Source organism: Ramlibacter aurantiacus (assembly GCF_016722895.1).
Taxonomy (GTDB): Bacteria; Pseudomonadota; Gammaproteobacteria; order Burkholderiales; family Burkholderiaceae_C; genus Ramlibacter; species Ramlibacter aurantiacus.
Genome location: NZ_JAEQNA010000013.1, coordinates 39,397 through 65,286 on the forward strand (window position 1 = coordinate 39,397; position 25,890 = coordinate 65,286).

Sequence of the window (25,890 nt, forward strand, 5' to 3'; positions counted from 1 at the left end):
ACTTCTGATGTTCGGAGCATTCCGACGCTACTTCTCCACGGACCTGGCGATCGACCTGGGTACGGCCAATACCCTCATCTACGTCCGGTCCAAGGGCATCGTGCTCGACGAGCCCTCCGTGGTGGCGATCCGGCACGAGGGCGGACCCCAGGGCAAGAAGACCATCCAGGCCGTCGGCCACGAAGCCAAGGCCATGCTGGGCAAGGTGCCCGGGAACATCGAGGCCATCCGCCCGATGAAGGACGGCGTGATCGCCGACTTCACCGTGACCGAGCAGATGCTCAAGCAGTTCATCAAGATGGTCCATCCGCGCTCGGTGCTCAAGCCGAGCCCGCGCATCATCATCTGCGTGCCCTGCGGCTCCACCCAGGTCGAGCGACGCGCCATTCGCGAATCGGCGCTGGGCGCCGGCGCCTCCGAGGTCTACCTGATCGAAGAACCCATGGCCGCGGCCATCGGCGCCGGCCTGCCCGTGTCGGAAGCCTCGGGCTCCATGGTGGTCGACATCGGCGGCGGCACCACCGAGGTGGGCGTGATCTCCCTCGGCGGCATGGTCTACAAGGGCAGCGTGCGCGTCGGCGGCGACAAGTTCGACGAAGCCATCATCAGCTACATCCGGCGCAACTACGGCATGCTGATCGGCGAGCCCACCGCCGAGATGATCAAGAAGAGCATCGGCTCGGCCTTTCCTGGCAGCGAGGTCAAGGAGATCGAGGTCAAGGGGCGCAACCTCTCCGAAGGCGTACCCCGTTCGTTCACCATCTCGTCCAACGAGATCCTCGAGGCGCTCACCGATCCCCTGAACAACATCGTCTCCGCCGTCAAGAACGCCCTGGAGAGCACCCCGCCCGAATTGGGCGCCGACATCGCCGAGCGCGGCATGATGCTCACCGGCGGCGGCGCCCTGCTGCGTGACCTCGACCGGCTGCTGGCCGAGGAGACCGGGCTGCCGGTGCTGGTGGCCGAAGATCCGCTGACCTGCGTCGTGCGCGGCTGCGGCACCGCGCTGGAGCGCATGGAGCGCCTCGGCTCGATCTTCACCAGCGAATAAAGCCCGCCGCCCCGCAAGCACGGCGATGCCACTGGGTACGCTGGACCGGACACCCCCGCCGTTCTTCAAGCAGGGTCCATCAGCCCTGTCCAAACTGATGGTGTGCAGCGCCCTGGCGCTGTTCCTGATGGTCGCCGACACCCGCTTCCAGATCGCGCAGCCGTTGCGTTCGGTGGTCGCCACGGCCCTGTACCCGGTGCAATGGCTGGCGATGCGCCCGGTTCTGGCCGTGCAGGCCGCAGGCGGCTACTTGCAATCCCTTGCAAGCGCCCACGCCGACCGCGACGAGGCGCTGGCGCGGCTGGCCGCGCAATCGGTGCGGGCCAGCCAGGTCGAGCAACTGACGCTCGAGAACGAGCGCCTGCGCAAGCTGCTGGAGTTGCGCGACCGGCTGGCCAGCCCCGGCACGGCGGCCCAGGTGCTCTACGACGCGGCCGACCCCTACACCCGCAAGGTGGTGATCGACAAGGGCAGCAGCCAAGGCGTGGTGCCAGGCTCGCCGGTGATCGACGAGTTCGGCGTCCTGGGCCAGGTGACGCGGGTGCATCCCATGCTCAGCGAAGTGACCCTGATCACCGACCGTGACCAGGCGACGCCGGTGCTCAACGCGCGCACGGGGGTGCGCAGCGTCGTCTACGGGGATCCCTCCGCCGGCCCCTTCGGCACGCTGGACCTGCGCTTCATGCCGTCCAACGCCGACGTGCAGTCCGGCGACCTGCTCACGACCAGCGGGGTCGACGGCGTGTACCCGCCGGGCCTGCCGGTGGCGCGGATCGACCGCATCGATCGCCGCGCCGACTCGGCGTTCGCCCGCATCCATGCCGTCCCGCAGGCGCTGGCCGCGGGGACGCGCCACGTGATGGTGCTGCAGCCGGTGGGCGAGGCCGTGCCGGCGCGACCGGACAAGGTCGCGCCCCCGGTGGCGCGCAAGGGGGCCCGATGATCATGCGCCCGGGCCAGCAGCTGCTGCTGCCGGCCAACCCGCTCTTCATCTGGGGCAGCCTGCTGCTGGCGTTGCTGGTGAACATGCTGCCCTTGGGGCGGCAACCCTGGCTTCCCGACCTGCTCGCGCTGGTCCTGGTGTTCTGGAGCATCCACCAGCCCCTGCGCGTGGGCATCGTCACCGCCTTCGCCTTCGGGCTGGTGATGGACGTGCACGAGACCGCGTTGCTTGGCCAGCATGCGCTGGCCTACAGCATCCTGAGCTACTTCGCCATCACCATCCATCGACGGCTGCTCTGGTTCTCGGTGCCTTCCCAGGCGCTCCAGGTGCTGCCCCTGTTCGCGGCCGGGCATGCGGTGGAACTCGCGATCCGGCTGATCGGCGGCGGGGTGTTCCCCGGCGCCACGATCGCGCTGGCGCCCGTGATCGAATCCCTGCTTTGGCCGGTGGTGAGCATCCTGCTGCTGGCTCCGCAGCGGCGTGCGCCCGACCCCGACGAAAATCGGCCGCTGTGACCGAACTGCGCAACGTCGAAGCGGAGATCTCGCGTTTTCGCGCGCGGGTGCTGGTGGCCAGCCTGGTGGTGCTGGCCTGTTTCGCGCTGCTGGTCGCGCGGCTGGTGTGGCTGCAGGTGGTGCGGCACGATGAGCTGAGCGAGCGAGCCGAGCGCAATCGCACGGCGGTCGTGCCGATCGTTCCGAACCGGGGGCTGATCCTCGATCGCAACGGCATCGTGCTGGCCACCAACTATTCCGCGTTCACGCTCGAGATCACGCCTTCGCGCCTGGCCGCGCCACTGGACGAGACCATCGACGCCCTGTCCGAGATCGTCGAGATCCAGCCCCGCGACCGACGGCGCTTTCGCAAGCTGCTGGACGAGACCAAGGGCTTCGATTCGCTGCCGATCCGCACCAAGCTGAGCGAAGACGAGGTGGCCCGCTTCACCGCACAACGCTTCCGCTTTCCCGGCGTGGACATCCAGGCCCGCCTGTTCCGCAACTATCCCTGGGGTGAGCTGGGCAGCCACGTGATCGGCTACATCGGCCGCATCAACCAGTCCGAGAAGAAGCTGATGGAAGACTGGGACGAGGAGGACCAGGGCAACTACCGGGGCACCCAGTACATCGGCAAGCTGGGCGTCGAGCAGAGCCTGGAACGCCAGCTGCACGGCACCACCGGGGTGGAGGAACTGGAGACCTCCGCCGGCGGGCGCGCCGTGCGCAAGCTGGCCAGCCAGCCCGCCACGCCCGGCAACACCGTGATGCTGTCCATCGACATCAAGCTGCAGAACCTGGTGGAGCAGATGTACGGCGGTCGCCGCGGCGCCCTGGTGGCCCTGGACCCCAGGACGGGCGAGGTGCTGGCCTTCGTCTCCAAGCCGACGTTCGATCCCAACCTGTTCGTCGACGGCATCGACACCGAGAACTGGCAGGCCCTGAACGAATCGCTCGAGAAGCCCCTGTTGAACCGGGCCTTGCGCGGCACCTACCCGCCCGGGTCCACCTACAAGCCGTTCATGGCGCTGGCGGCACTGGAGACCGGCAAGCGCACGGCCGGCCAGGTGATCCAGGACAACGGCTCCTGGTCCTTCGGGGGCCATGTGTTCCGCAGCCATGGCGATCACGGACTGGGCCCGGTGGACATGCACACCAGCATCGTGAAGTCCAGCAACGTCTACTACTACATGCTGGCCAACGAGATGGGCGTGGACCTCATGCACGACTTCATGAAGCCGCTGGGCTTCGGACAGCTCACCGGCATCGACATCTTCGGCGAGGTGCGCGGCGTGCTGCCCAGCCAGGAGTGGAAGCGCAACTACTACCGGCGGCCCGAGCAGAAGAAGTGGTTCGCCGGCGAGACCATCTCGCTGGGCATCGGGCAGGGCTACAACAGCTTCACCATGCTGCAGCTGGCGCACGCCACCGCCACCCTGGTGAACGGGGGGGTCAGGCACAAGCCACGGCTGGTGATCGCCACCCAGGACCCGCTCACCCACCAGACCACGCCGGTCGCCCCGGAGCCGGGCGTCGATCTCGGCTACAAGCCGGCGCACGTCGACGTGATCCGCCGGGCCATGGTGGCGGTGACCCAGGGCGGGACCTCGACCCGCGTGTTCGCCGGCGCGCCCTACCTGTCCGGCGGCAAGACCGGCACGGCGCAGGCGGTGACCATCGGTCAGCGCCAGAAGTACGACGCGGCCAAGCTCGAGGAGCACCAGCGCGACCACTCGTTGTACATCGCCTTCGCACCGGCCGACGACCCCAAGATCGCCATCGCCGCCGTGGTCGAGAACGCCGGTTTCGGCGCCGCTGCGGCGGCACCCATCGCGCGCCGGGTGTTCGACTACTGGCTGGCGGGGCTCTATCCCAGTGAGGAGGACCTGGCCGCCGTGCGCAAGGGCCAGGCCGGCGCTCCGGTGGGCAAGCAGCGCCCTGCCGCCGAGGTGGCCTGGCCGCCTGGTGCGGCCGAAGCCGCCGCCGCTGCTGCCGCTTCCACGGCGTCACCCGCCGCTTCGGTGGTGCCGGTCTCGACCCGGCCGCGCTAAGTCGGCCCCGGGTGCGGGTCCGGCGCCGCACCCCGTGTGCGTTGGCGCAACGCGCCCATCAGCCACCGGCCGACGCGGTCGGGCATCCAGCCGACGCGGCCATCCGGCGAGCGGCCCGGAAAGCCGACGTGACCGCCCTCGTCCGGTTGCCATAAGGTCACCCATTCGCCGACCTCGGCCACCCCGGGCAGGCTGGCGGCCGGCACGAAGGGATCGTTGCGTGCGTTCAGCACCAGCGCGGGAACGCGCACGCGCGGCAGCCAGGGCTTGGCCGATGCGCGGGCGTAGTAGTCGTCCGTGTCACGGAACCCATGCAGCGGCGCCGTGAACACGTTGTCGAAGGCGTAGAGGTCGCGGGCGGCGACGAGCGCCTCGCGGTCGAACAGGCCCGGGTGCTGAGCCAGCTTGCGCAACGCCTTGGGCTTCATCGTGCGCAGGAACATGCCGGTGTAGACGAGCCGGTTGAACCCGCGGCCGATCGCGCGCGCACCCGCGGCCAGGTCGAGCGGGGCGCACACCGCGGCCACCGCATCGACCGAACGACGCGCGTCGTGGCCCACTTCCCCCGCCCAGCGCAGCAGGGCGTTGCCACCCAAGGAGACGCCGACGGCAAGAACGGGACCGCCGTGACACGCCCGCAAGCGGCCCAGCACCCAGCCGATCTCCGCGTGGTCGCCCGAGTGATAGGCCCGCGGCGCCTCGTTGACCTCACCGCTGCACCCTCGGAAATGCGGCACCACCAAGGACCCCTGCTGCAGGCGCGCGAACTCGGCAAAGCCGTGCGCGTAGTGGCTGCGCGAGGAGCCCTCCAGGCCATGGAAGAGGACCAGGAGCGGCGTATGCCGGGCGTCGACACCCGGGGGCTCCCGCCAGTCGAGATCGATGAAGTCACCATCGGGCGTGCGCCAGCGTTCGCGGCGCCAGCGCACCGGCTGCAACGGCACTCGGGCGAACAGCGCCGGCCAGATGGTCTGGAGGTCCCCGCCAGGCAGCCACCACGGCGCACGGTAGTCGCCCGGCAGCATGGACTCGAGTGGTCCGGACCGCACCCTAGTGCAGCACCTGCGAAACGGGCGCGCGCACCTCCTGCAGCTCGGGCACACCCGGGCTGGCGTGGTGCGCCACCAGGCGCCAGCCCTGCGCGGTCTTCACGTACACGTTGGTGGCGATCACCCAGGCTTCGCGCGGCCCGCTGGGCGCGAGCACCTCCACCTGCTCGATCAGGTGGTGGACGCAGCAGCCCACGGATTCCACGGTGCGCCGCTGCTGCGGGCGGGCGCGGATGCTGCCGCTGGCGAACATTGCCTCGAAGGTGGCCCGGATCGCCATGGCCCCGACCACGCGCGGGCCGCCCGGGTGAACGCAGACGATGTCGTCTTCGTCGGCCCAGCAGGCCATCAGTTGTTCGATGTCGGAACGCCGCAGCGCGTCGTAGAAGGCCGCCTCCACCTCGTCGGCGTTGCCCTCGAGGTTGGCCGCCTGGAGTTTGTTCCTGGGCATGGCCGGCCCATTGTGCCGGCAAACCACGCCCCGCCTTGACGGCCTCTGTGCTACCTTTTTGAACCTTTGTTCGTGGAGCACATTCGACATGAAGCGCTGGATCGCCTTGATCGTCGCCGTATTCGCCCTCTCGGGTTGCGGCTACAACGACTTCCAGAGACTGGATGAGCAAACGAGGGCGGCCTGGAGCGAGGTGCTCAACCAATACCAGCGACGCGCCGACCTGGTGCCGAACCTGGTGGAGACGGTCAAGGGAGAGGTCAAGTTCGAACAGGACACCTTGACCCAGGTGATCGAGGCCCGCTCCCGGGCGACGGCCGTGCAGGTCACGCCCGAGACCCTGAACGACCCGCAGGCCTTCCAACGCTTCCAGCAGGCGCAGGGCGAGCTGTCGTCCGCGCTGAGCCGGCTGATGGTGGTGGTGGAGCGGTACCCCGAACTGAAGGCGAACCAGGCGTTCCGCGACCTGCGCGTACAGCTCGAAGGCACCGAGAACCGCATCACCGTGGCCCGCAACCGCTATATCCAGACGGTGCAGGAGTACAACGTCCTGGCGCGCAGCTTCCCGACCAACCTCACGGCGATGGTGTTCGACTATGAGCCCAAGCCGAACTTCACGGTCCAGAACGAAGCGCAGATCTCGACGCCCCCGCGAATCGACTTTGGCGGCGGGCAGGCGCCGGCGTCACCTTCGGCCGCACCGCAAGCCCCAGCCTCGACTGCTCCGGCACCCCAGGCTCCGGCGCGGTAAGCCGCCTATGCGTTTGCCTCGCGCGCTCCCATGGCTGGGCGCCATGTTGCTGCTCGCGGGCGGCCTCCTGCTCGCGCGGGTGGCCGCTGCGCAGGATCTGCAGCCCGTTCCCGAGCTGAGCGCGCGCGTGGTCGATCTCGCCGGCACCTTGGCCGCCGGCGAGCGGCAGTCGCTGGAGGCGCAGCTGGCCGCGCTGGAACAGCAGACCGGCGCGCAGGTGGTCGTGCTCCTGGTGCCCAGCACGCAACCCGAGGACATCTTCAGCTATGCCAACCGGGTCGCCAACGCCTGGAAGATCGGGCGCCGCGAGATCGGCGATGGCGTTCTGGTCGTCGTGGCGACGAGCGACCGCCGCATTCGCATCGAGGTGGCCAAGACCCTGGAAGGAGCCATACCCGACCTGCGAGCCCGGCGCATCATCGACGAGGCGATCACGCCTCAATTCCGGCGCGGCGACTTCGCCGCGGGGCTGCGTGCCGGGGTCGAGCAGATCGGCGCGGCCATCCGCGGCGAGGCCTTGCCGCCGCCGCAGGCGCGCAACGTGCCGGCCGCACAAACCGGCTTCGACTGGATGGAGCTGGCGGTGGTCCTGTTCATTGCCATGCCGGTGGCCGGCGCGCTGCTGCGGCGCATGCTCGGCCGGCCGCTAGGCTCGATGGTGGCCGGCGGCGCAATCGGCGGGTTGGCCTGGGCCCTCACCGCCAGCTTCGTCGTGGCGGTGCTGGCCGGGCTGGTCGCCCTGTTCATGGCCTTGGTGGGCGGGCTCGGGGGAGGCGGCGGCGGCGGCCTGGGCGGGCCGCCGCGCGGCTATCGACGGGGTGGCCACTGGGGCGCGCCGCACGCCGGAGGCTGGGGCGCCGGTCGCGGGGGCGGAGGGGGTGGCTTCGGCGGCTTCGGCTCCGGCGGCGGTGGTGACTTTGGCGGCGGCGGCGCCTCGGGGAGTTGGTGATGAGCCTGTGGCAGAAGCTATGGCGCTTGCTGCGCCACCGGTGGCTGGACGATGCCAGCCTGCGGCGGGCCTTTCCAGCCGAGGTCCTGGACCGGCTGGAGTCGCGCGTCCGGGCGAGCGAGCGCCGCCACCGCGGGGAGATCCGGCTCTACGTGGAGGCGGGGCTCCCCAACAGCTACATCTGGCGCGGCGCCACGCCGCGCGAACGCGCCCTCTCGATGTTCGGCAAGCTGCGCGTGTGGGACACCGAGGAGAACAACGGTGTGCTGATCTACCTGCTGCTGGCCGAACACGCGATCGAGATCGTCGCCGACCGCGGCGTGGCACGCGAGGTCGCCGAAGGGCGCTGGCACGAGGTGGTCGGGCACATGCGCGATGCCTTCCGGGCGAGGCGCTTCGAGGATGGCCTGACGCTGGCGCTGGAGGAAGTCTCGGCGCTCTTGGTCGAGCACTTCCCCGCCTCCCCGGGTGCGGGGCGCACCAACGAGCTGCCTGACGCGCCCGTGCTGGGCACCTGATCGGGAGCTGGCGTAAAAAAGCCCCGATCTTTCGACCGGGGCCCAGGGCGCGGGTTTTTAGCGCGTTCTTGTTGCTCGGGTGCCGTTACCGCTTTTGGCGGTACTTGCGCAAGGCGGCAATCTGGGCGGCCATGATGGCGAGTTCCGACTGGGCCTTGGCCAGGTCGATGTCGCTCTTGGCGTTCTTGAGGGCTTCTTCGGCGGCGTGGCGGGCCTCGTTGGCCTTTTCTTCGTCGAGGTCCTTGCCGCGGATGGCCGTGTCGGAGAGCACGGTCACCATGTTCGGCTGCACCTCCAGCACACCGCCGGCGACGAAGACGAACTCTTCGGTCCCATCGGCTTTCTCGATGCGAACCGAGCCGGGTCGGATCCGCGTGATCAACGGCGTGTGGCGGGGATAGATGCCCAGCTCGCCGGCTTCGCCGGGCAGCGCCACGAAGCGGGCGTCGCCGGAGAAGATGGACTCCTCGGCGCTGACCACTTCGACGCGGATGGTGTGCGTCGTGTCGACCATGTTCAGCCCGCCAGCTTCTTGGCCTTCTCGAAGGCCTCGTCGATGGTGCCGACCATGTAGAACGCCTGCTCGGGCAGGTGGTCGCACTCGCCGGCCGTGATCATCTTGAAGCCACGGATGGTTTCGGACAGGGGCACGTACTTGCCGGGGGAACCGGTGAACACCTCGGCCACGTGGAACGGCTGCGAGAGGAAACGCTGGATCTTGCGGGCGCGGGCCACGGCCAGCTTGTCCTCGGGGGCGAGTTCGTCCATGCCCAGGATGGCGATGATGTCGCGCAGTTCCTTGTAGCGCTGCAGCGTGCCCTGCACCGCACGGGCGACGCCGTAGTGCTCCTCGCCCACCACCAGCGGATCGAGCTGGCGGCTGGTGGAGTCGAGCGGGTCCACGGCCGGGTAGATGCCCAGGGCCGCGATGTCACGCGAAAGCACCACGGTGGAGTCGAGGTGGGCGAAGGTCGTGGCGGGCGACGGGTCGGTCAGGTCGTCCGCCGGCACGTACACGGCCTGGATGGAGGTGATGGAGCCCACCTTGGTGGAGGTGATGCGCTCCTGCAGCCGCCCCATTTCCTCGGCCAGCGTCGGCTGGTAACCCACGGCGGAAGGCATCCGGCCCAGCAGCGCGGACACCTCGGTGCCGGCCAGCGTGTAGCGGTAGATGTTGTCGACGAAGAACAGCACGTCGCGACCTTCGTCGCGGAACGATTCGGCGATGGTCAGGCCGGTGAGGGCCACGCGCAGGCGGTTGCCCGGGGGCTCGTTCATCTGGCCGTAGACCATGGCCACCTTCGATTCGGCCAGGTTGTCCAGCTTCACGACGCCCGAGTCGGCCATCTCGTGATAGAAGTCGTTGCCCTCGCGGGTGCGCTCGCCCACGCCGGCGAACACCGACAGGCCCGAGTGCGCCTTGGCGATGTTGTTGATCAACTCCATCATGTTCACGGTCTTGCCGACGCCGGCACCACCGAACAGTCCCACCTTGCCGCCCTTGGCGAACGGGCACACCAGGTCAATCACCTTGATGCCGGTCTCCAGCAGCTCCTGCGAGGGCGACAGCTCCTCGTAGCTCGGTGCCTTGCGGTGGATGGAGGCGCTCAGGGACGCGTCGACCGGGCCCCGTTCGTCGATGGGGTTGCCCAGCACGTCCATGATGCGGCCCAGGGTGGCCTTGCCCACCGGCACCGTGATCGGACGCTCGGTGTTGTAGACCATGCTCCCGCGGCGCAGGCCGTCCGACGAGCCCAGTGCGATGGTACGCACGACGCCGTCGCCCAGCTGCTGCTGCACTTCCAGCGTCAGCGCCGAGCCTTCCATCTTCAAGGCATCGTAGACCTTGGGCATGCGGTCCCGCGGGAACTCAACGTCCACCACGGCGCCGATGCATTGAACGATTTTTCCTTCGATCTGAGCCATTGTTCGCTCCAAATATTTAAACAGCCGCGGCGCCCGCGACGATCTCCGAAAGCTCTTTCGTGATCGCCGCCTGGCGCGTCTTGTTGTAGACCAGCTTGAGCTCGGCGATGACGTTGCCGGCGTTGTCCGTGGCCGCCTTCATGGCAACCATGCGGGCCGATTGCTCGGAGGCCATGTTTTCGGCCACGGCCTGGTAGATCAGCGCCTCGACGTACCGCAGCAGAAGCTCGTCGATCACGGTCTTGGCGTCGGGCTCGTAGATGTAGTCCCAGGCGTGCTGGCCTTCATCGGCCTGCATGCGATCGGACGTGAGCGGCAGCAGCTGCTCGACCACCGGCTCTTGCTTCATCGTGTTGATGAACTTGGTGTAGCAGAGATAGACCGCGTTGAGCTTGCCCTCGGCATACTGGTCCAGCAGCACCTTGACGGGGCCGATCAACTTGTCGAGGTGCGGCGTGTCACCGAGCTGCGTCACATGCGAGACCACCTTGGCGCCGATCCGGTTCAGGAAGCCCAGGCCCTTGTTGCCGATCGCCACGGCCTGCGTGTCCACGCCGGCGCCCTGCAAATCACGCAGCTTGCTCGTCACCGCCCGCAGCACGTTGGTATTCATGCCACCACAAAGACCCTTGTCAGTGGTGACCACGATGAACCCCGCCGCCTTCACGTCATGGGTCTGCATGAAGGCGTGCGTGTACTCCGGATTGGCCTTGCCCAGGTTCACCGCGATGTTGCGCACCTTGTCGCTGTAAGGCCGGGCCGAACGCATGCGGTCCTGGGCCTTGCGCATCTTCGAGGCGGCGACCATTTCCATGGCCTTGGTGATCTTCTTGGTGTTCTCCACCGATTTGATCTTGCCCCGAATCTCTTTTCCTGCAGCCATATCGTTTGTCCTCGCGGCTTAGGCGAAGGTCTTCTTGAAGGCCTGGATCGCGGAGGTGAGTTCGCCTTCGGCGTCCTTGTCCATCGCCTTGTCGGTCTCGAGCTTGGTCAGCAAGGCCGCATGCTTGTCCTTCAGGTAGGCATGCAGGCCGTGCTCGAACGGCAGCACCTGCTTGACGTCCACGTCGTCGAAGTAGCCCTTGTTCACGGCGAACAGCGAGGCGGCCATCAGCGAGATCGGCAGCGGGCTGTACTGAGGCTGCTTGAGCAGTTCGGTCACGCGGGCACCGCGGTCCAGCTGTTTGCGCGTGGCTTCGTCCAGGTCGGAGGCGAACTGCGCGAACGCCGCCAGCTCACGGTACTGCGCCAGGTCGGTCCGGATGCCGCCGGACAGGCTCTTGATCAGCTTGGTCTGGGCTGCTCCGCCCACGCGCGACACCGAGATGCCCGCGTTGATGGCGGGACGGATGCCGGCGTTGAAAAGGCTGGTCTCCAGGAAGATCTGGCCGTCCGTGATCGAGATCACGTTCGTCGGCACGAAGGCGGACACGTCGCCGGCCTGCGTCTCGATGATGGGCAGCGCGGTGAGCGAACCGGTGCGGCCCTTGACCTCGCCTTTGGTGAAGGCTTCCACGTAGTCGGCGTTCACGCGGGCGGCGCGCTCGAGCAGGCGGCTGTGGAGATAGAAGATGTCGCCCGGAAAGGCTTCGCGACCCGGCGGGCGGCGCAGCAGCAGCGAGACCTGCCGGTACGCCACGGCCTGCTTGGACAGGTCGTCATAGATGATCAGCGCGTCCTGGCCACGGTCGCGGAAGTACTCGCCCATCGTGCATCCGGAATAGGCCGAGATGTACTGCATCGCGGCCGACTCGGAAGCCGAGGCTGCGACGACGATCGTGTACTCCATCGCACCGGCCTGCTCCAGGGCACGCACGATGTTCTTGATCGTGGACGCCTTCTGGCCGATGGCGACGTACACGCAGGTCATGTTCTGACCCTTCTGGTTGATGATCGCGTCGACGGCCACGGCGGACTTGCCGGTCTGCCGGTCGCCGATGATCAGCTCGCGCTGGCCGCGGCCGATCGGCACCATGGAGTCGATGGCCTTGAGGCCGGTCTGCACCGGCTGGTCGACCGACTTTCGCGCGATCACGCCCGGCGCGACCTTTTCGATCACGTCGGTCAGCTTGGCGTTGATGGGTCCCTTGCCGTCGATGGGCTGGCCCAGGGCGTTGACGACGCGGCCAATCAGTTCGGGGCCCACCGGCACTTCCAGGATGCGGCCGGTGCACTTGACCGTGTCGCCTTCCGAGATGTGCTCGTACTCGCCCAGAATCACCGAGCCGACAGAGTCGCGCTCGAGGTTCAGGGCCAGGCCGTAGGTGGGCACGCCGGCGGGCGTGGGCGGGAACTCCAGCATTTCACCGGCCATGGCATCGGACAGGCCGTGGATGCGCACGATGCCGTCGGTCACGGAGATGACCGTGCCCTGGTTGCGGATGTCGGCGCTGGCGCCCAGGCCCTCGATCCGGCTCTTGATCAGTTCAGAGATTTCAGCGGGATTGAGCTGCATGACTCGTTCCTTTGGTATGGGGTTGCGGGCGGGCGCGACGTGCCTCAGGCCGTCAGCGCGGCCTTCATCTGTTCGAGGCGCGCCTTGACGGAGGTGTCCAGCACCTCATCGCCAACGACCACGCGGATACCGCCAATCAGGCTGGAATCCTCGTGCACCGTGAGATTGAGCTTGCGGCCGAAGCGCTTTTCAAGCACGGCCGCCACTTCGGACAACGCGCCTGCGGCGATCGGGAATGCGCTGTAAACGGCCGCATCAGAGGCACCGGCCTGCGCGTTCTTCAGGGCGCGGAACTGCGCCGAGATTTCTGGCAGCGCCTCCAGCCGACCGTTCTCGATGACGGTGCGCAGGAAGTTCTGGGCCACCGGCGGCAGATCGACCTTGACCACGCCCGTGACGACCTCGAACACCTGCCGGTCGGTCACCTTGGGGTTGCCGGCGAAATCCAGCAACTGCGGGTTGCCGGCCACCGTGGCGAGCGCATCCAGCCACGAGGCCGTTCCGTTCAGATCGGCCTTGGAAGACTGGTACAGCGCTTCGGCATAAGGCCGGGCGATGGTGGCAAGTTCAGCCATGAGGCTCCTCCCGGTTAAAGCTCGCTCTTGAGGCGGTCCAGCAGGTCCGCATGGACGCTGGCATTGACCTCGCGGCGCAGGATCTGCTCGGCTCCCTTGACGGCCAGCGCTGCCACTTGCGCGCGCAAGACTTCACGGGCGCGCACAGCCTGCTGCTCGGCGTCGGCCTGAGCCGCCGCGATGATGCGGTTGCCTTCCTCGGTAGCGCGGGCTTTGGCTTCGTCGACGATGGCCTGGGCACGGCGCTCGGCGTCGGCGCGCATGCTCGCGGCCTCGTTGCGCACGCGGGCCAGTTCTTCCTCGACCCGGCGGTCGGCAGCCGCGAGGTCGGCCTTGGCCTTGTCAGCGGCGGCCAGACCCTCGGCGATCTTGCGGGCGCGCTCGTCCAGCGCCGTGGTGATCGGCGGCCAAATGAAGCGCATCGTGAACCAGACAAGGATCGCAAAGACGATCGCTTGCAGGATCAGGGTCGCGTTGATGTTCACGGAACGGTCCTTTCCGTCGTGACCGGGCTAGCGCCGATCAGGCCAGAACGAAGGGGTTGGCGAAAGCGAACAGCAGGGCGATGGCCACGCCGATCAGGAAGGCCGCGTCGATCAGACCGGCCAGAATGAACATCTTGGTCTGCAACTCGTTCATCAGCTCGGGCTGGCGAGCAGACGACTCGAGGTACTTGCCGCCCATCAGCGCGATGCCGATGGAGGCGCCGATGGCGCCCAGGCCGACGATGATGCCGCAAGCCAGCGCGACGAGACCGAGGATGTTTTCCATGATTGCTCCTGTAGAAAAGTGGAAAGGGAAGGGAAAAGGAAACGGGATCAGTGCGCGTCGTGGGCTTGGCCCACGTAGATGAGCGTGAGCATCATGAAGATGAACGCCTGCAGCGTGATGATCAAGATGTGGAACAGGGTCCAGACGGTGCCGGCGATCACATGCCCGATGGCCAGGCCGAAGCCGGTGGCCGACAGGGTGAACGCACCGCCCATGAGCGCGATGAGCATGAACACCAGTTCGCCAGCGAACATGTTGCCGAACAGTCGCATGCCGTGCGAGACCGTCTTCGCGACGAACTCGATGACCTGCATGAGGAAGTTGAACGGCCACAGGAGCGGATGGGCACCGAACGGAGCCGTGAACAGCTCATGACCCCAGCCGCCCAGGCCCTTGATCTTGATGTTGTAGAAGAAGCACACCAACAGCACGCTGACCGACAGGCCCAAGGTGGTGGACAGGTCGGCCGTGGCGACCACGCGCATGTAATCCTTGAAGCCCAGCGCGGGGCCCGCTGCATGCCAGAACTGCGGGATGAGGTCCACGGGCAGCATGTCCATGAAGTTCATCAGGAAGATCCAGACGAACACGGTGAGCGCCAGGGGCGACACGAGCTTGCGGCTCTTCTCGTTGTGAATGACACCCTTGGCCTGCGTCTCGACCATCTCCGCCAGGATCTCGACCGCCGCCTGGAACCGCCCGGGCACGCCGGAGGTGGCACGGCGGGCACCGGCCCACAACAGCAGGCAACCCAGCACACCCAGCACGACGGAATAGAACACCGAGTCGAGGTTGAACACACCGAAATCAATGATCGAGGTCTGCTGGACGCTCTCGAAATTGAAGTTCTTCTGCAGGTGCTGCAGGTGGTGCTGGATGTACTCGCCTGCGGTCGGTCCGTTTTCGGCAGCCATGAGTCTTTTAGTTCCCAGTTCGTCGTCGCGGACGGCGCACCTTGACGAGCGCCACCCAATACATCTTGGTTGCCAGGACCACCCCAGCCAGCAAAGCCAGCCAGTGAACTCCAGGCAGCAGTTTCGGCGCGGCCGCCAGCAGGGCGACCGTCAATCCGAGCTTGATCAACTCCCACGCCAGGACCCCGGCACCGCCGACGCGGCGAAGTGCCCGCGCATACAGCCCCGCCGGCAGCGCGACCGCCCATGCACCGTACAGCGCCGACCAGCCGACCACCCTGTCCCCGGTCACGACCCAGGCGACGAGCGCCAGTGCCATGCCCAACCCCAGCTGAGCCCCCACGATCCACCAAGGGGACACCTGCGGGCTTTGCTCACGCAACCGACGCGCCTGTTCCGCAATGAGCGGCACGAAGGGCGGGTCATCGGCAGAACCCTCGACATCTTCGATCGGGTTCTCTGAAGGCGCGGGCGAACGAGTCATGAGTGATGCGCGTCCACGCCTTGGGGCCTGAATTTCACAAAGCCTCTGATTATAGGGAGAAACGAGTGTCGTTCCGACAGCCTCAGCGGGTCATGCGCCGGCATGAGCGCTCGACGCGGCCGCCGGTCAAAATCGGGGAACGATGACTCGCCACGGAAACCGCACCTCGCATCGCGCCGCCGACCGGACCTTGTGGCGTCGCATGCGGCATTCACTGGGCCAGCGCATGCCCGAACGTGATGCGCTGGCCCGCAACCCGATGCTGCGCCCGATCGCACGACACCTGCTGGCGCCGCGCCTATGGCACATGCAGCACGAATCGGTCGCCCGCGGCGTGGCCATCGGCCTGTTCTGGGCTTTCGTGATGCCGCTCGGCCAGATCCCGCTGGCCGTGGCGCATTGCATCTGGTGGCGGGCGAACATTCCGCTATCGGTGGTGTCGACCTTGGTCACCAATCCGCTGACGCTGGGTTTCTGGCTCTGGGCCGCCTACCAGGTCGGCATCCGCTTCGTGGATGCTCCGCCATTGGTGATGCCGCGACAGGGCACCAGCCTGCTCGAATGGTTCAGTGCGGTGGGCACCCCGGTGGTCCTTGGCATGGCTGTGTTCGCCATCGGAGGTTCGCTGGCGTCTTATGCGCTGATCAAGCTCGCCTGGCGCATCAAGGTGCTGCTGCACCTGCGCCACCGGCGCCGGCGCCAGTCTGGCCGGCCTGGCTCGGCCTGACCCAGCTCGACGAAGGCCCGGTTGGAACCCGCCGATTCGGCCACATCTCCCACGATCTGCGCCGGCGTCGTGCCGGCCGACAACCGGTCCATCCCCATGAAACCTGTTTCCCTTTCCTCGCTCGATTCGGGTACCGAGTCGCTCATCAAGTACCCCTGCCCATTTCCGATCAAGGTCATGGGCGCCAAGGTCGACGGCTTCGTCGAGGCCATCACCGCCGTGGCGACGCACTTCGACCCGACCTTCGACGCCACATCCGTGGAGTTGCGCGACAGCAAGGCTGGCAACTACATCGGCATCACGGTGACGGTCACCGCCACCAGCCGCGAACAATTGGACGAGCTGTATCGCACGCTCTCCAGCCACCCCATGGTGAAGGTGGTGCTCTGATGGGCAACGGCGCGGGTGTCGCATGAAGCTGCGGCTGCGCGGTGCGCTGCCCTACCAGCTGGCCTACGAGGAGATGCAGGCGTTCACCGCCGCCCGCACCGAGTACACCGCCGACGAGTTGTGGCTGTGCCAGCACCCGCCCGTGTATACGCAGGGCCTGGCCGGCCAGCCCTCGCATGTGCTGAACCCCGGCGACATTCCCGTGGTGCAGACGAACCGGGGCGGCCAGGTCACCTATCACGGGCCCGGGCAGGTGGTCGCCTATCCCTTGATCGACCTGCGGCGCGCGGGCTACTTCATCAAGGAATACGTCTACCGCGTGGAGGAGGCGGTGATCCGCACGCTTGCCCACTACGGCGTCACCGGCCACCGCGTGGCTGGGGCGCCCGGCATTTATGTTCGACTGGCCGATCCCGGGGCGCACGATGGCTTCTCAGGCCCGCCCGCACCTGCCGACCCGTTCAGGGGGCTGGGCAAGATCGCCGCCCTGGGCATCAAGCTCAGTCGGCACTGCACCTATCACGGCGTGGCGCTGAACGTCGACATGGACCTGGAACCCTTCTCCCGCATCAACCCCTGCGGGTACCCGGGGCTTCAAACAGTCGACCTTTCTACAATCGGCGTCTCCACCACCTGGAACGAGGCAGCCTTCCTGCTGGGCCAAAAGCTCGACGCACTGCTCGCGCCCTGAAGACACATCCATGAGCTCCAATCCCGTCGTGCGCGAAGCGCAAAGCACCGAAAGCTACAACCCGCTGGCCAAGCAAAAGGCCGCCGCCAAGCTATCGCGCATCCCGGTGAAGGTGGAAGCAGCCGAGGTGCTGAAGAAGCCGGACTGGATCCGCGTGCGAGCTGGTTCGCCCACCACCCGCTTCTACGAGATCAAGCAGATCCTGCGAGAAAGCAACCTGCACACGGTCTGCGAAGAGGCCTCGTGCCCGAACATCGGGGAGTGCTTCGGCAAGGGCACGGCGACCTTCATGATCATGGGCGACAAGTGCACGCGGCGTTGCCCCTTCTGCGACGTCGGTCACGGGCGCCCGGACCCACTCGATCCGCAGGAGCCCGAGAACCTGGCCCGCACCATCGCCAAACTCAAGCTCAAGTACGTGGTGATCACCAGCGTGGACCGCGACGACCTGCGCGACGGCGGCAGCCAGCACTTCGTCGACTGCATCCAGCGCACCCGCGAGTTGTCTCCCGAGACCACCATCGAAATCCTCGTGCCGGACTTCCGCGGCCGCGACGACAGAGCCCTGCAGATCCTGCAGGCCGCGCCGCCGGACGTGATGAACCACAACCTGGAAACCGTGCCGCGCCTGTACCGCGAAGCGCGGCCAGGCTCCGACTACGGGTTCAGTCTCAACCTGTTGAAGAAGTTCAAGGCCCTGCATCCGCAGGTGCCCACCAAGAGCGGGTTGATGGTGGGCCTGGGAGAAACCGACGAGGAAATCCTGCAGGTCATGCGCGACATGCGTGCGCACGACATCGACATGCTCACCCTCGGCCAGTACCTGGCGCCCAGCACCTCGCACCTGCCGGTGCGGCGCTACGTGCATCCCGACACCTTCCGGATGTTCGAGGACGAGGCCTACAAGATGGGCTTCACGCACGCCGCCGTCGGTGCGATGGTCCGCTCGAGCTACCACGCCGACCAGCAGGCGCACGCCGCCGGGGTGAGGTAATCCCCCGAGGCGCGTTGGGCGCCTTTCCCCCAGAGGCCACCGGCGCCCCGGCGAAGCAGCTTACGCGGTTGCCGGTGATGCGGCAGGCCACTGCGCAGTGGCGCGACCGCTAGCCAGGTCGCACGGCTACAGCCTGGTGGTGGGGGCGGCTGAGCCGACCTCCAGCAACAGGTCGGGCTCTTCGGCTTCGAGGACCTGTCGTGCCCACGGGCGCAGTCGTTCGGTGTCCGCGCGAAGGACCTCCTGCTTGACCGCCAGGATCTGCGTCGGGTGCATCGAGAAGCTGCGCAGCCCCAGGCCCAGCAGTAACCGCGTCATGGCCGGGTCGCCGGCCATCTCTCCGCATACGCTCACCGGCTTGCCCTGCGCGTTGCACTCGGCAATCGTTTCGCTGACCAGCCGGAGAACCGCCGGATGGCAGGGATCGTACAAATGCGCCACCGACTCGTCGGCGCGATCGATCGCCAGGGTGTACTGGATCAGGTCATTGGTGCCGATCGAGAGGAAGTCGAAGTATTTGAGAAAGATCTTCAGCGTGAGCGCTGCAGCGGGGATCTCGATCATCGCGCCCAGGTTGACCGGGCCATGGGCCTGGCCACGCTGGTCCAGTTCCGCGCGTGCGGTCTCGACCAGGGCCAAGGTCTGGCGGATCTCGCGCACATGGGCGAGCATCGGGATCAGCATGTTCACCTTGCCATGGGCCGCGGCTCGGAGGATGGCCCTCAGCTGGGTCAGGAACATCGCTGGATCCGAGAGGCTCCAGCGGATCGCCCGAAGACCAAGCGCCGGATTGAGGTGCGCGGCAGCGCGGTGCAACTCGTCCAGAGGCTTGTCGGCCCCGACGTCGACGGTCCGGATGGTCACGGGCAGGCCCTGCATGCCCTGGACCGCGCGCCGGTAGGCCCGGTACTGCTCCTCCTCGTCGGGCAGGTCGCCGTGGCGTCCCATGAACATGAATTCGCTGCGGAAAAGCCCCACGCCGACAGCGCCGGCCGCCAACGCGGTGGCCGCGTCATCCGGCAACTCGATGTTGGCCAGCAACTCGATCTTCCGCGCATCCAGCGTCACGGCAGGGGTGTGCCGCAGGCGCGACAAGCGGCTGCGCTCGAGCTCGGCCTGCCGTTGCTTGAACCCGTACTCGGCCAGGATGATGGGCGAAGGATCGACGATCACCACGCCGGCGTCGCCGTCGACGATCACCCAGTCGTCCTGCCGCACCAATTGGCTGGCGGTGCGCGAGCCCACCACGGCCGGGATGTCCATGCTGCGCGCGACGATGGCCGTGTGCGAGTTGCGCCCCCCCACGTCGGTGACGAAGCTCGCGAAGACGCTCTGCTTGAACTGCAGCATGTCGGCCGGCGACAAGTCGTGGGCCACCAGCACCAGCGGGACGTCGACCGTGCCATCGAGCAGCAGGTCCTGTTGCCGGCTCGGCTCGGTCCGGCGGGGCGGCGGCGCCACGGGCGTGGCCACGCCTTTCATGTATCGCAACACGCGCTCGGCCACTTGCTCGAGGTCGGACTTGCGCGCCCGCAGGTACTCGTCCTCCATCTCGTCGAAGTGCCGCGACAGCACTTCGAGTTGCGTCGTGAGCGCCCACTCGGCGTTGTACAGCCGTTCGGCCACCCAGTGCTTCACGCCTTCCACGAGTTCCTGGTCCTGCAGCAGCATCAGGTGGACATCCAGGATCGCGCTGAGTTCGTGCGGTGCCTCTTTCGGCCCCATGGCCGCGATGGTCTGCTGCAGCCGCTTCAGTTCGTCGGCCACGGCATCCCGCGCCGACCGCAGGCGGGCGATCTCGTCGGCGACCTGGTCGGGCTGGATGAAGTAGTGCGCCACGTCGACGCGGCCGGCCATGACGACGGCCCGGCCGATGGCGATGCCGCGCGCGACTGGAAGACCGTGGATGGTGAAGGTCATGGCCTGTCTCCGCGCATGGTCACTCCCCTTCCCCGAACCGATCCTGGATCAGCACCAGCAACGCGTCCAGCGCTTCCTGCTCACGGGGGCCGTCGGTCTCGACCGTCACGTCGCTGCCGAGTCCGGCAGCCAGCATCATCACGCCCATGATGCTCTTGCCGTTGACCCGGCGCTCGCCGCGGGACAGCCAGACTTCGCAGGGGAAGGAGCCGGCCAGCTTGGTGAGCTTGGCCGATGCCCGCGCATGCAGGCCGAGCTTGTTGCTGATGGTGGTGGTCGCGCGGATCATGGACGGTTCGACTCCCGCTCGCCCGCCAACGCCGGGTCGACCTGCATCACCCCTTGGGTGCCTCCGGTGACCGCCCGTGCGACCAGGGCATCGAGGGGTTCGTCGCGGTAGTGCACGCTGCGCAGGACCATCGGCAGATTGACTCCGGTGACCAGCCGGCTGTGAACGCCATCAACCAGCTTCTGCGCCACATTGCTGGGGGTGGCGCCGAAAACGTCGGTCAGCACGAGCACGCCATCGACGCCAGGCTCCTCGGTGAGCCGGGCGGCCGCGATCCGGGCATTCGCGAGCGTCTTCTCGGGTTCGAGGTTCGGCTGCACATCCACCGCGGCGATGTGGGACTCGCAATCGGGGAACACGTGAAGCGCACACTCTCGCAACGCGTGCGCGAGCGGTGCGTGGCCGATGATCAGGATGGCGTTCATTGCCGAGAATTATCCGGTGCCAGCATGAAATAAAGCCAAGCACCGACGCTCGCCACGGCAAAGCTCGCAAGGGCCGCTCGAAAGCTGCCGGGGTCGTCGAAGCCGAGGCTGGCAAAGCCATCCACCAGCAGCCCGATACCCCACTGCATACAGAACGCACCGGCGAAGATGACGAGGTTGAAGGCCGACAGCGCCCGACCGGCAAGGCCCGGCGGGAAGCGCAGGGCGACCGCCGGTTGCGCCAGCGACAGGCAGGTGGAGCTGACGCAGAACAGGGCCCACGCCCAGGCGCCCGCGGCTGGGCCGGCGAAGACGATACCGACCAGGACCGCGAAATTGCAGGGCATTCCCCAGGCGATAAGCCGCTCGGCGTGCAGGCCCCGGGCAGCGAGCCGGGGATACAGCACGCCCCAGGTCCAGAAACTCAGGAGCATCCCGAGATTCACGGTGAACAACCCCGCCGCCGACTCCAGCGGCGTATAGCCCGACACCCGCACCAGCCACGGCCCGATCCATAAGGCCTGCATCGCGACCAGCCCCCCATAACTGACGAACCCCAAAGGAGCGAGCCGCCTGAAGTGGAAGCTGCCCCAGACCTGCCGGTAGCTCCCCCCTCCGGGACCTTCGCTCGGAGCGGCCTGCGAGGGGCCGGCCCACGCCGGCACCTTGGCCGCGATGACGGACATCGCGACCAGCAGGAGGCCGGCGAGTCCCCAGAACAGCGGGCGCCATCCGGCCACCGGCAGGAGCCACTGCACCGGCAGCGTCGAAGCGACCATTCCGAGCGAGCCGGACATCAGCATCCACGAGTTCGCACGCATCTGCGCCTCTGGCGTGAGCCAGCGCCTGAACCCCGTCAGAGGCGCCATCAGACAAGCCGACAGGCCCATGCCACACAAGAATCGGGCCGCGAGCACGCCATGGAAGCTTTGCGCCATGGCGAATGCGAGGCAGCCCAGGGCACCCACGCCGAGGAACACCAGCACGACCTTCTTCGGACCGTGACGGTCCAGCCACGTTCCTAGCGGTAGCTGCATGGAGGCGAAGCCCAGGAAATAGCCGCCCGCGAGCAAACCGAGCTCCCGCGCAGTGAGGGCGAACTCCTGGGTCAGGGTGGGCGCCAAGGTGGCGGTGATCGCGCGAACGACGGCGGCGAAAAAATACGCCAGCGCGAAGGCGAAGAAGACAACGACCGCATCGCGGCGAGACAGCAGCATCGACGCGATTATCAGGAGCGCGGCTGCATCACAATGGCATCAACCGACCCGCACCGGCGGCGGCATGCCGGTGCCCCATCTCCAATCGATCACGAAGGTGACGCAATGGCCGATTTCCTCCTGGTTCATGGTGCCTGGCACGGCGGCTGGTGCTGGCGACGCGTCAGCGAAACCTTGTGCGGCGGGGGGCATCGCGTGCATGCGGTGACCCTCACCGGCCTGGGCGAGCGAGCGCACCTGCTGTCATCCACGATCACCCTGGAGACGCACATCGCCGATGTGATGTGTGCGCTCGAGTCCGAGGAACTGCACGACGTGGTGCTGGTCGCCCATTCTTATGCAGGCATGCTCGGGACCGCGGTCGCCGACCGGTTGCCGTCGCGATTGCGGCGCCTGGTCTACCTGGATGCCGTGGTGCCCAGTCCCGGCGAGAGCTGGGGCAGCACGCATTCGACCACGACCCGCGAGGGCCGGCTCGCAGCGGCCCGGGCCTCACCCGATTTCAGCCTGCCGGCACCCGACCCGTCCGTGTTCGGCTTGTCGGGAGACGATGCCCAGTGGGTCCAGCGCCGGATGACCGCGCACCCTGGCCATACCTACACGGCGCCCCTCGACTTCGAGCCCGCCCGGGTCGCCAAGGTGCCGCGGACCTTCATCAGTTGCACGGATCCGGCCCTTGCCACCGTTGACGGCAGCCGCTCGAGGGTGCGCGATCCGGGCTTCTGGAGCGGCCACTGGCAAGCCGGTTCCGCCATCGTCGAGCTGCGTACCGGCCATGATCCGATGATCAGCGCGCCGCATGAGCTGTCCAGCCTGCTGGCAAGTTACGCCTGATACCTGAATTGCCTTAGAGTCTGGCTCAACCGTAGGCGAAAGGAGCCCGGACATGAGCCGCAACCTGGATGTCGTGGTGACGGACGAAGCGCCGCCGCTGGAAGGGACCGCCCTCGCCGAGGTAATCGGCAGAAGCCTGGCACGACCCGTCGAGACGCTCAACACGCTGTTGGAGCAGGCGCAGGCGGCCGGCACCGGCTCGGAGGCTTGGCGGGCCAGCTTGCGCGACGCGGTCGAGCAGACGCACCGGGTCGGCATCCGAAGCCAGCAACTGGCGCGACTGGCCAGCAACGGGGTGCGGCAGTCGCACGAGAAGCTGGCGCTGCATGCCATCGTCCTCGACCTGCTGGTGCAACGCCGCCCAGCCTTCGGACGGCAGGGCATCGCCTTGCAGCAGCACCTGGAAGCCGTCGACGTCATCGTCGACCCCGGCCTGCTGTTGTCGATGCTGGAAGCCCTTATCGACTGGGCCGCCGATCACGGTGAACGCATTGCGATCAAGCTGGCGATGCGCAATTGGCCCCGGCACGCGGTGCTGTCCGTTCGGACTTCCCGGGCTCCCCGGATTGAAGAGCCCGCCCTCCTCGACGACATCGCGTGGGGCCTGGCCACGCATGCGGCGCGGGCGCTCGGAGTGGTGCTGACCCGGGAGGTGAGCGGTGAGGCGATGATGGCGACGGTCGAGTTCCCCCGGACCGTCGACCGTCTGTCGGGGCTCACCGCCCTCGATGTGGATCGGGCAGGACCCGACAGCTCGCGGATCAGCTCGCAAACCGGGCGGCTGGCAGGCCTGCAAGTTCTGTTGGTGACCGATGACCGGCGTGTGCAGCGGGAAGTGGCCGCCGTCTGCGACTCACTCAAGCTCAAGCTGGAGTTGGCCGTCAACCCGACGGAAGGGGTGCATCACAGTGAACGGCTGCAACCCGAGCTGATCATCATGGACGAGACCCTGCGAAGCGATGCGTTGCTCGAGCACGTCCGGCGGCAGTTCGGCGAACGGCCCCACTTCCATGCTTTGGAGATCACCGATCGGGAGACCGGTTTCGAGATATCTTCGTGGGAGCAGGCCGGCCTGGGCCGCATCAGCCGCGACTCGATCGCTGCGCAGCTCAAGACCGTGCTGGCGATCGAGTTCGATCACTAGCCGAACCGCCTGCCGTTTCAATGATCCAACGCACATGAACAAACGAATCCTGGGTGGCGCGGTCGCCGCCGTGCTGCTGGCCGCTGGCATCGGCGTCTACATGGGCACGGGAAGCTCACCCGCCCCGGCATCCCGCTTCGTGCTGCTCGACGGAAGCAGCCAAACGACGAGCGACCTCAAAGGCAAAGTGACGCTGGTGAACTTCTGGGCCACCAGTTGCACCACCTGTGTCGCCGAAATGCCAGAGCTGGTCCACACCTACCGCAAGTACCAGCAGCGCGGCTTCGACACGGTTGCGGTCGCCATGAGCTACGACCCGCCGGCGTACGTCGTGAACTTCGCGCAGAGCCGGCAGCTGCCCTTCAAGGTGGCCATCGACAATACCGGGGCAGTCGCGAAGGCTTGGGGCGACGTGCAACTCACGCCCACCACCTACCTGGTGAACAAGCGCGGCGAGATCGTCAAGCGCTATGTCGGTGCACCCAACTTCGACGAGCTGCACAAGCTGATCGAGCAACTGTTGGCGCAGGCCTGACCCGCTGACGCGTGGCGATCGCCGAGCGAGCCGGCCGGCCCGTCTTCATCTGTTGCGGTAGTCGTCGTGGCAGGCGTTGCAGGAGTTGACCGTCGCCTGGAACGCGCTCTTGAGGTTGTCCAGGTTCTGCGTCTTGGCTGCGGCGAGCAGCCTGGCCGCCTCGGCCGTGGCCTTCTCCCCTAGCTGCTGGAACTTGGCTTGCTCGGTCCAGATCTCCGGCTTGGCCCGGCGCGACAATTTGTCCGTTTCAGGGCCGAACGCCGACCAGGGCAGCCTGGACACCAGCGCGACCACCTCGGCGTTTTCCAGAGCAGCGGCGCCGTTGTAGGGCACTCGGCCGTTGACCATCGCCCCGATCCGGCCCATGTGGGCGTTCATCAGCGACATGGCGCTTTGTCGATACCTCACCGCATCTTCCGGTCGCGAGAACTGTGCGGAAGCCGGCACGCTCGCCAGCGCCAGGCCCGCAACGGACAGCGCCGTGCAGATTGATTTCAGGGACATGGGACTGCTTCCAATGCCAGGGTGTACAACGCGGGCTGTTCTATCATCTTTGGCAGAACGCTCCAATTGTTGTTGCCATGGGTCGCTTCGTCGCGCGCCCCAGTTCGCTGTGAAGGGCATGACATGACCGAGGTCGGTACCGTGCGCGTCTGGGATCTTCCGACGCGGCTCTTTCACTGGCTGCTGGTGCTGTGCCTGATGGGGCTCTTCGCCACCGCCTGGATCCCCGGTGCTCCCCTGGAAGTACACGTCAGGCTGGGCTATGTGGTGCTCACGCTTCTGTTGTTCAGGCTAGCCTGGGGCCTGGTGGGCGGTTACTGGTCGCGCTTCCTCAGCTTCATACCTTCTCCCGGTACCGTGCTGCGCTACCTGCGAGGGCACGAAACCGCGGCTCACCGGCTGGGCCACAGCCCGTTGGGCGCCTTGTCCGTGCTGGCGATGCTGCTCGTGCTGGCGGTCCAGGTGGGCACTGGCCTGGTCTCTGACGACGAAATCTCGTTCACGGGACCGCTCAACCGGCATGTGACCCAGGCGACGGGCCTGGCTGCCACCTCGTATCACCGAGGCATCGGTCCGTGGATCATCCTGGCGCTGATCGCGAGTCACGTGGTGGCCATCGGCTACTACGCATTCGTGCGCAAGCGCAATCTCGTACCGGCCATGCTGCACGGCGACAAGCCCGCCCCACCCGCCCAGATCGCAGCCAGCCGGGATGGCGCCGTCCAGCGCCTGTTCGGATTGGTCCTGCTGGCGGCAAGTGCCGCCCTGGTGTGGCTGCTGGTGCGGGGCGGCTGAATGCGGCCGCGCTTGCAGCCTGGAAGCGCGCCGCTAAACTGGT

30 protein-coding genes and 1 pseudogene are annotated in these 25,890 nt (G+C 67.1%); 15 read left to right on the plus strand and 16 right to left on the minus strand.

All coding sequences use genetic code 11. From position 1 onward, the window contains the following. Positions 1-7: 7 nt before the first annotated feature. From JI739_RS23265 to mrdA, 4 genes are read left to right on the plus strand one after another with little or no spacing between them, the layout of a single operon-like run. Positions 8-1,051, plus strand: a complete 1,044-nt coding sequence (locus JI739_RS23265) for a rod shape-determining protein (RefSeq protein WP_201686413.1) — start codon at positions 8-10, stop codon at positions 1,049-1,051. 25 nt (positions 1,052-1,076) lie between these two features. Next, complete coding sequence (gene mreC / locus JI739_RS23270) at positions 1,077-1,994, plus strand: rod shape-determining protein MreC (protein WP_201686414.1); 918 nt, start codon at positions 1,077-1,079, stop codon at positions 1,992-1,994. Beyond that, the gene (mreD, locus tag JI739_RS23275; RefSeq protein ID WP_201686415.1) at positions 1,991-2,509 is read left to right on the plus strand and encodes a rod shape-determining protein MreD; all 519 of its coding nucleotides are present in this window, start codon (positions 1,991-1,993) and stop codon (positions 2,507-2,509) included. Before mreC ends, mreD begins: the two co-directional genes overlap by 4 nt. Then, on the plus strand, positions 2,506-4,539 hold the full coding sequence (gene mrdA, locus JI739_RS23280; RefSeq protein ID WP_201686416.1) for a penicillin-binding protein 2: 2,034 nt from the start codon (positions 2,506-2,508) through the stop codon (positions 4,537-4,539). The genes mreD and mrdA overlap by 4 nt, the downstream gene beginning before the upstream one ends. Here mrdA and JI739_RS23285 read toward each other — a convergent pair. Together JI739_RS23285 and JI739_RS23290 are read right to left on the minus strand one after the other, a co-directional pair. Further along, entirely contained in the window at positions 4,536-5,564 is a 1,029-nt protein-coding gene (locus JI739_RS23285) for a YheT family hydrolase (protein WP_201686417.1), read from the minus strand. The two genes, mrdA and JI739_RS23285, sit on opposite strands and share 4 nt — an antisense overlap. 25 nt (positions 5,565-5,589) lie before the next feature. Continuing rightward, complete coding sequence (locus JI739_RS23290) at positions 5,590-6,039, minus strand: YybH family protein (protein WP_201686418.1); 450 nt, start codon at positions 6,037-6,039, stop codon at positions 5,590-5,592. A gap of 88 nt (positions 6,040-6,127) precedes the next feature. Between JI739_RS23290 and JI739_RS23295 the strand changes: the two genes are divergently transcribed. From JI739_RS23295 to JI739_RS23305, 3 genes are read left to right on the plus strand one after another with little or no spacing between them, the layout of a single operon-like run. After that, on the plus strand, positions 6,128-6,790 hold the full coding sequence (locus JI739_RS23295; protein WP_201686419.1) for a LemA family protein: 663 nt from the start codon (positions 6,128-6,130) through the stop codon (positions 6,788-6,790). Positions 6,791-6,833: 43 nt separating this feature from the next. Further along, positions 6,834-7,739, plus strand: coding sequence for a TPM domain-containing protein (locus JI739_RS23300; RefSeq protein ID WP_236590010.1), 906 nt, complete (start codon positions 6,834-6,836; stop codon positions 7,737-7,739). Then, positions 7,739-8,257 carry a TPM domain-containing protein gene (locus tag JI739_RS23305; RefSeq protein ID WP_201686421.1) on the plus strand — a complete coding sequence of 173 codons (519 nt, stop codon included), beginning with the start codon at positions 7,739-7,741 and terminating at the stop codon, positions 8,255-8,257. The genes JI739_RS23300 and JI739_RS23305 overlap by 1 nt, the downstream gene beginning before the upstream one ends. A gap of 85 nt (positions 8,258-8,342) precedes the next feature. Here the strand turns inward: JI739_RS23305 and JI739_RS23310 are convergent, their stop codons facing one another. Genes JI739_RS23310 through JI739_RS23350 form a run of 9 tightly spaced genes read right to left on the minus strand, consistent with a single transcriptional unit; the run spans position 8,343 to position 15,382 of the window. Continuing rightward, complete coding sequence (locus tag JI739_RS23310; RefSeq protein WP_201686422.1) at positions 8,343-8,771, minus strand: F0F1 ATP synthase subunit epsilon; 429 nt, start codon at positions 8,769-8,771, stop codon at positions 8,343-8,345. Between the two features lie 2 nt (positions 8,772-8,773). Then, the gene (gene atpD / locus JI739_RS23315; protein ID WP_201686423.1) at positions 8,774-10,183 is read right to left on the minus strand and encodes a F0F1 ATP synthase subunit beta; all 1,410 of its coding nucleotides are present in this window, start codon (positions 10,181-10,183) and stop codon (positions 8,774-8,776) included. A gap of 16 nt (positions 10,184-10,199) precedes the next feature. After that, positions 10,200-11,066 (minus strand): F0F1 ATP synthase subunit gamma, encoded by an 867-nt coding sequence (gene atpG, locus JI739_RS23320; RefSeq protein ID WP_201686424.1) that lies wholly within the window; start codon positions 11,064-11,066, stop codon positions 10,200-10,202. Positions 11,067-11,084: 18 nt separating this feature from the next. Then, entirely contained in the window at positions 11,085-12,638 is a 1,554-nt protein-coding gene (gene atpA / locus JI739_RS23325) for a F0F1 ATP synthase subunit alpha (protein ID WP_201686425.1), read from the minus strand. 44 nt (positions 12,639-12,682) lie between these two features. Further along, on the minus strand, positions 12,683-13,213 hold the full coding sequence (locus JI739_RS23330) for a F0F1 ATP synthase subunit delta (protein ID WP_201686426.1): 531 nt from the start codon (positions 13,211-13,213) through the stop codon (positions 12,683-12,685). 14 nt (positions 13,214-13,227) lie between these two features. Continuing rightward, positions 13,228-13,698 carry a F0F1 ATP synthase subunit B gene (locus JI739_RS23335; RefSeq protein ID WP_201686427.1) on the minus strand — a complete coding sequence of 157 codons (471 nt, stop codon included), beginning with the start codon at positions 13,696-13,698 and terminating at the stop codon, positions 13,228-13,230. A 37-nt stretch (positions 13,699-13,735) separates the two neighbouring features. After that, on the minus strand, positions 13,736-13,984 hold the full coding sequence (gene atpE, locus JI739_RS23340; RefSeq protein WP_135287254.1) for a F0F1 ATP synthase subunit C: 249 nt from the start codon (positions 13,982-13,984) through the stop codon (positions 13,736-13,738). Positions 13,985-14,031: 47 nt separating this feature from the next. Beyond that, the gene (gene atpB, locus JI739_RS23345) at positions 14,032-14,898 is read right to left on the minus strand and encodes a F0F1 ATP synthase subunit A (RefSeq protein WP_201686428.1); all 867 of its coding nucleotides are present in this window, start codon (positions 14,896-14,898) and stop codon (positions 14,032-14,034) included. Between the two features lie 7 nt (positions 14,899-14,905). Then, the gene (locus tag JI739_RS23350; protein ID WP_201686429.1) at positions 14,906-15,382 is read right to left on the minus strand and encodes an ATP synthase subunit I; all 477 of its coding nucleotides are present in this window, start codon (positions 15,380-15,382) and stop codon (positions 14,906-14,908) included. Positions 15,383-15,524: 142 nt separating this feature from the next. Between JI739_RS23350 and JI739_RS23355 the strand changes: the two genes are divergently transcribed. The 4 genes from JI739_RS23355 to lipA all read left to right on the plus strand — a co-directional run bounded on the left by JI739_RS23355 (position 15,525) and on the right by lipA (position 18,184). Beyond that, on the plus strand, positions 15,525-16,109 hold the full coding sequence (locus JI739_RS23355) for a DUF2062 domain-containing protein (RefSeq protein ID WP_236590011.1): 585 nt from the start codon (positions 15,525-15,527) through the stop codon (positions 16,107-16,109). A gap of 96 nt (positions 16,110-16,205) precedes the next feature. Then, complete coding sequence (locus JI739_RS23360; protein WP_201686430.1) at positions 16,206-16,499, plus strand: YbeD family protein; 294 nt, start codon at positions 16,206-16,208, stop codon at positions 16,497-16,499. Positions 16,500-16,521: 22 nt separating this feature from the next. Beyond that, the gene (lipB, locus tag JI739_RS23365; RefSeq protein WP_201686431.1) at positions 16,522-17,190 is read left to right on the plus strand and encodes a lipoyl(octanoyl) transferase LipB; all 669 of its coding nucleotides are present in this window, start codon (positions 16,522-16,524) and stop codon (positions 17,188-17,190) included. Between the two features lie 10 nt (positions 17,191-17,200). Further along, positions 17,201-18,184, plus strand: coding sequence for a lipoyl synthase (gene lipA, locus JI739_RS23370; protein WP_201686432.1), 984 nt, complete (start codon positions 17,201-17,203; stop codon positions 18,182-18,184). Between the two features lie 126 nt (positions 18,185-18,310). Here lipA and ptsP read toward each other — a convergent pair whose 3' ends face one another. The 4 genes and pseudogenes from ptsP to JI739_RS23390 all read right to left on the minus strand — a co-directional run bounded on the left by ptsP (position 18,311) and on the right by JI739_RS23390 (position 22,035). After that, positions 18,311-20,104, minus strand: a complete 1,794-nt coding sequence (ptsP, locus tag JI739_RS23375; RefSeq protein ID WP_201686433.1) for a phosphoenolpyruvate--protein phosphotransferase — start codon at positions 20,102-20,104, stop codon at positions 18,311-18,313. 19 nt (positions 20,105-20,123) lie between these two features. After that, complete coding sequence (locus JI739_RS23380) at positions 20,124-20,393, minus strand: HPr family phosphocarrier protein (protein WP_201686434.1); 270 nt, start codon at positions 20,391-20,393, stop codon at positions 20,124-20,126. Next, positions 20,365-20,818, minus strand: a pseudogene (locus tag JI739_RS23385) (PTS sugar transporter subunit IIA); the annotation flags it as partial. The pseudogene JI739_RS23385 and the gene JI739_RS23380, both read right to left, overlap by 29 nt. After that, complete coding sequence (locus JI739_RS23390; protein ID WP_201686436.1) at positions 20,815-22,035, minus strand: MFS transporter; 1,221 nt, start codon at positions 22,033-22,035, stop codon at positions 20,815-20,817. The gene JI739_RS23390 and the pseudogene JI739_RS23385, both read right to left, overlap by 4 nt. A gap of 105 nt (positions 22,036-22,140) precedes the next feature. Between JI739_RS23390 and JI739_RS23395 the strand changes: the two genes are divergently transcribed. From JI739_RS23395 to JI739_RS23405, 3 genes are read left to right on the plus strand one after another with little or no spacing between them, the layout of a single operon-like run. After that, positions 22,141-22,869: an alpha/beta hydrolase family protein gene (locus JI739_RS23395; RefSeq protein ID WP_201686437.1), complete on the plus strand. Its 729-nt coding sequence runs from the start codon at positions 22,141-22,143 to the stop codon at positions 22,867-22,869. Between the two features lie 52 nt (positions 22,870-22,921). After that, positions 22,922-24,013, plus strand: a complete 1,092-nt coding sequence (locus JI739_RS23400) for a hypothetical protein (RefSeq protein ID WP_201686438.1) — start codon at positions 22,922-22,924, stop codon at positions 24,011-24,013. 34 nt (positions 24,014-24,047) lie between these two features. Continuing rightward, positions 24,048-24,548, plus strand: coding sequence for a TlpA disulfide reductase family protein (locus JI739_RS23405; protein ID WP_201686439.1), 501 nt, complete (start codon positions 24,048-24,050; stop codon positions 24,546-24,548). Between the two features lie 45 nt (positions 24,549-24,593). On the opposite strand, the gene JI739_RS23410 is transcribed toward JI739_RS23405, so the two are convergent. After that, positions 24,594-25,052: a c-type cytochrome gene (locus tag JI739_RS23410; RefSeq protein ID WP_201686440.1), complete on the minus strand. Its 459-nt coding sequence runs from the start codon at positions 25,050-25,052 to the stop codon at positions 24,594-24,596. 123 nt (positions 25,053-25,175) lie between these two features. On the opposite strand from JI739_RS23410, the gene JI739_RS23415 reads away from it, so the two are divergent. After that, the gene (locus tag JI739_RS23415) at positions 25,176-25,847 is read left to right on the plus strand and encodes a cytochrome b/b6 domain-containing protein (protein WP_201686441.1); all 672 of its coding nucleotides are present in this window, start codon (positions 25,176-25,178) and stop codon (positions 25,845-25,847) included. Positions 25,848-25,890 lie beyond the last annotated feature (43 nt).

Bases quoted from the DNA above. Each gene is read 5' to 3' on its own strand.
- JI739_RS23350 (WP_201686429.1), bottom strand. From the start codon at position 15,382: ATGACTCGTTCGCCCGCGCCTTCAGAGAACCCGATCGAAGATGTCGAG.
- JI739_RS23390 (WP_201686436.1), bottom strand. From the start codon at position 22,035: ATGCTGCTGTCTCGCCGCGATGCGGTCGTTGTCTTCTTCGCCTTCGCG.
- JI739_RS23300 (WP_236590010.1), top strand. From the start codon at position 6,834: ATGTTGCTGCTCGCGGGCGGCCTCCTGCTCGCGCGGGTGGCCGCTGCG.
- ptsP (WP_201686433.1), bottom strand. From the start codon at position 20,104: ATGACCTTCACCATCCACGGTCTTCCAGTCGCGCGCGGCATCGCCATC.
- mreC (WP_201686414.1), top strand. From the start codon at position 1,077: ATGCCACTGGGTACGCTGGACCGGACACCCCCGCCGTTCTTCAAGCAG.
- lipA (WP_201686432.1), top strand. From the start codon at position 17,201: ATGAGCTCCAATCCCGTCGTGCGCGAAGCGCAAAGCACCGAAAGCTAC.
- JI739_RS23405 (WP_201686439.1), top strand. From the start codon at position 24,048: ATGAACAAACGAATCCTGGGTGGCGCGGTCGCCGCCGTGCTGCTGGCC.
- JI739_RS23410 (WP_201686440.1), bottom strand. From the start codon at position 25,052: ATGTCCCTGAAATCAATCTGCACGGCGCTGTCCGTTGCGGGCCTGGCG.
- JI739_RS23400 (WP_201686438.1), top strand. From the start codon at position 22,922: ATGAGCCGCAACCTGGATGTCGTGGTGACGGACGAAGCGCCGCCGCTG.
- atpA (WP_201686425.1), bottom strand. From the start codon at position 12,638: ATGCAGCTCAATCCCGCTGAAATCTCTGAACTGATCAAGAGCCGGATC.
- mreD (WP_201686415.1), top strand. From the start codon at position 1,991: ATGATCATGCGCCCGGGCCAGCAGCTGCTGCTGCCGGCCAACCCGCTC.
- atpG (WP_201686424.1), bottom strand. From the start codon at position 11,066: ATGGCTGCAGGAAAAGAGATTCGGGGCAAGATCAAATCGGTGGAGAAC.
- JI739_RS23305 (WP_201686421.1), top strand. From the start codon at position 7,739: ATGAGCCTGTGGCAGAAGCTATGGCGCTTGCTGCGCCACCGGTGGCTG.
- atpB (WP_201686428.1), bottom strand. From the start codon at position 14,898: ATGGCTGCCGAAAACGGACCGACCGCAGGCGAGTACATCCAGCACCAC.
- JI739_RS23295 (WP_201686419.1), top strand. From the start codon at position 6,128: ATGAAGCGCTGGATCGCCTTGATCGTCGCCGTATTCGCCCTCTCGGGT.
- JI739_RS23395 (WP_201686437.1), top strand. From the start codon at position 22,141: ATGGCCGATTTCCTCCTGGTTCATGGTGCCTGGCACGGCGGCTGGTGC.
- lipB (WP_201686431.1), top strand. From the start codon at position 16,522: ATGAAGCTGCGGCTGCGCGGTGCGCTGCCCTACCAGCTGGCCTACGAG.
- JI739_RS23415 (WP_201686441.1), top strand. From the start codon at position 25,176: ATGACCGAGGTCGGTACCGTGCGCGTCTGGGATCTTCCGACGCGGCTC.
- JI739_RS23310 (WP_201686422.1), bottom strand. From the start codon at position 8,771: ATGGTCGACACGACGCACACCATCCGCGTCGAAGTGGTCAGCGCCGAG.
- JI739_RS23290 (WP_201686418.1), bottom strand. From the start codon at position 6,039: ATGCCCAGGAACAAACTCCAGGCGGCCAACCTCGAGGGCAACGCCGAC.
- JI739_RS23360 (WP_201686430.1), top strand. From the start codon at position 16,206: ATGAAACCTGTTTCCCTTTCCTCGCTCGATTCGGGTACCGAGTCGCTC.
- atpD (WP_201686423.1), bottom strand. From the start codon at position 10,183: ATGGCTCAGATCGAAGGAAAAATCGTTCAATGCATCGGCGCCGTGGTG.
- JI739_RS23265 (WP_201686413.1), top strand. From the start codon at position 8: ATGTTCGGAGCATTCCGACGCTACTTCTCCACGGACCTGGCGATCGAC.
- JI739_RS23285 (WP_201686417.1), bottom strand. From the start codon at position 5,564: ATGCTGCCGGGCGACTACCGTGCGCCGTGGTGGCTGCCTGGCGGGGAC.
- JI739_RS23355 (WP_236590011.1), top strand. From the start codon at position 15,525: ATGACTCGCCACGGAAACCGCACCTCGCATCGCGCCGCCGACCGGACC.
- atpE (WP_135287254.1), bottom strand. From the start codon at position 13,984: ATGGAAAACATCCTCGGTCTCGTCGCGCTGGCTTGCGGCATCATCGTC.
- JI739_RS23330 (WP_201686426.1), bottom strand. From the start codon at position 13,213: ATGGCTGAACTTGCCACCATCGCCCGGCCTTATGCCGAAGCGCTGTAC.
- JI739_RS23380 (WP_201686434.1), bottom strand. From the start codon at position 20,393: ATGATCCGCGCGACCACCACCATCAGCAACAAGCTCGGCCTGCATGCG.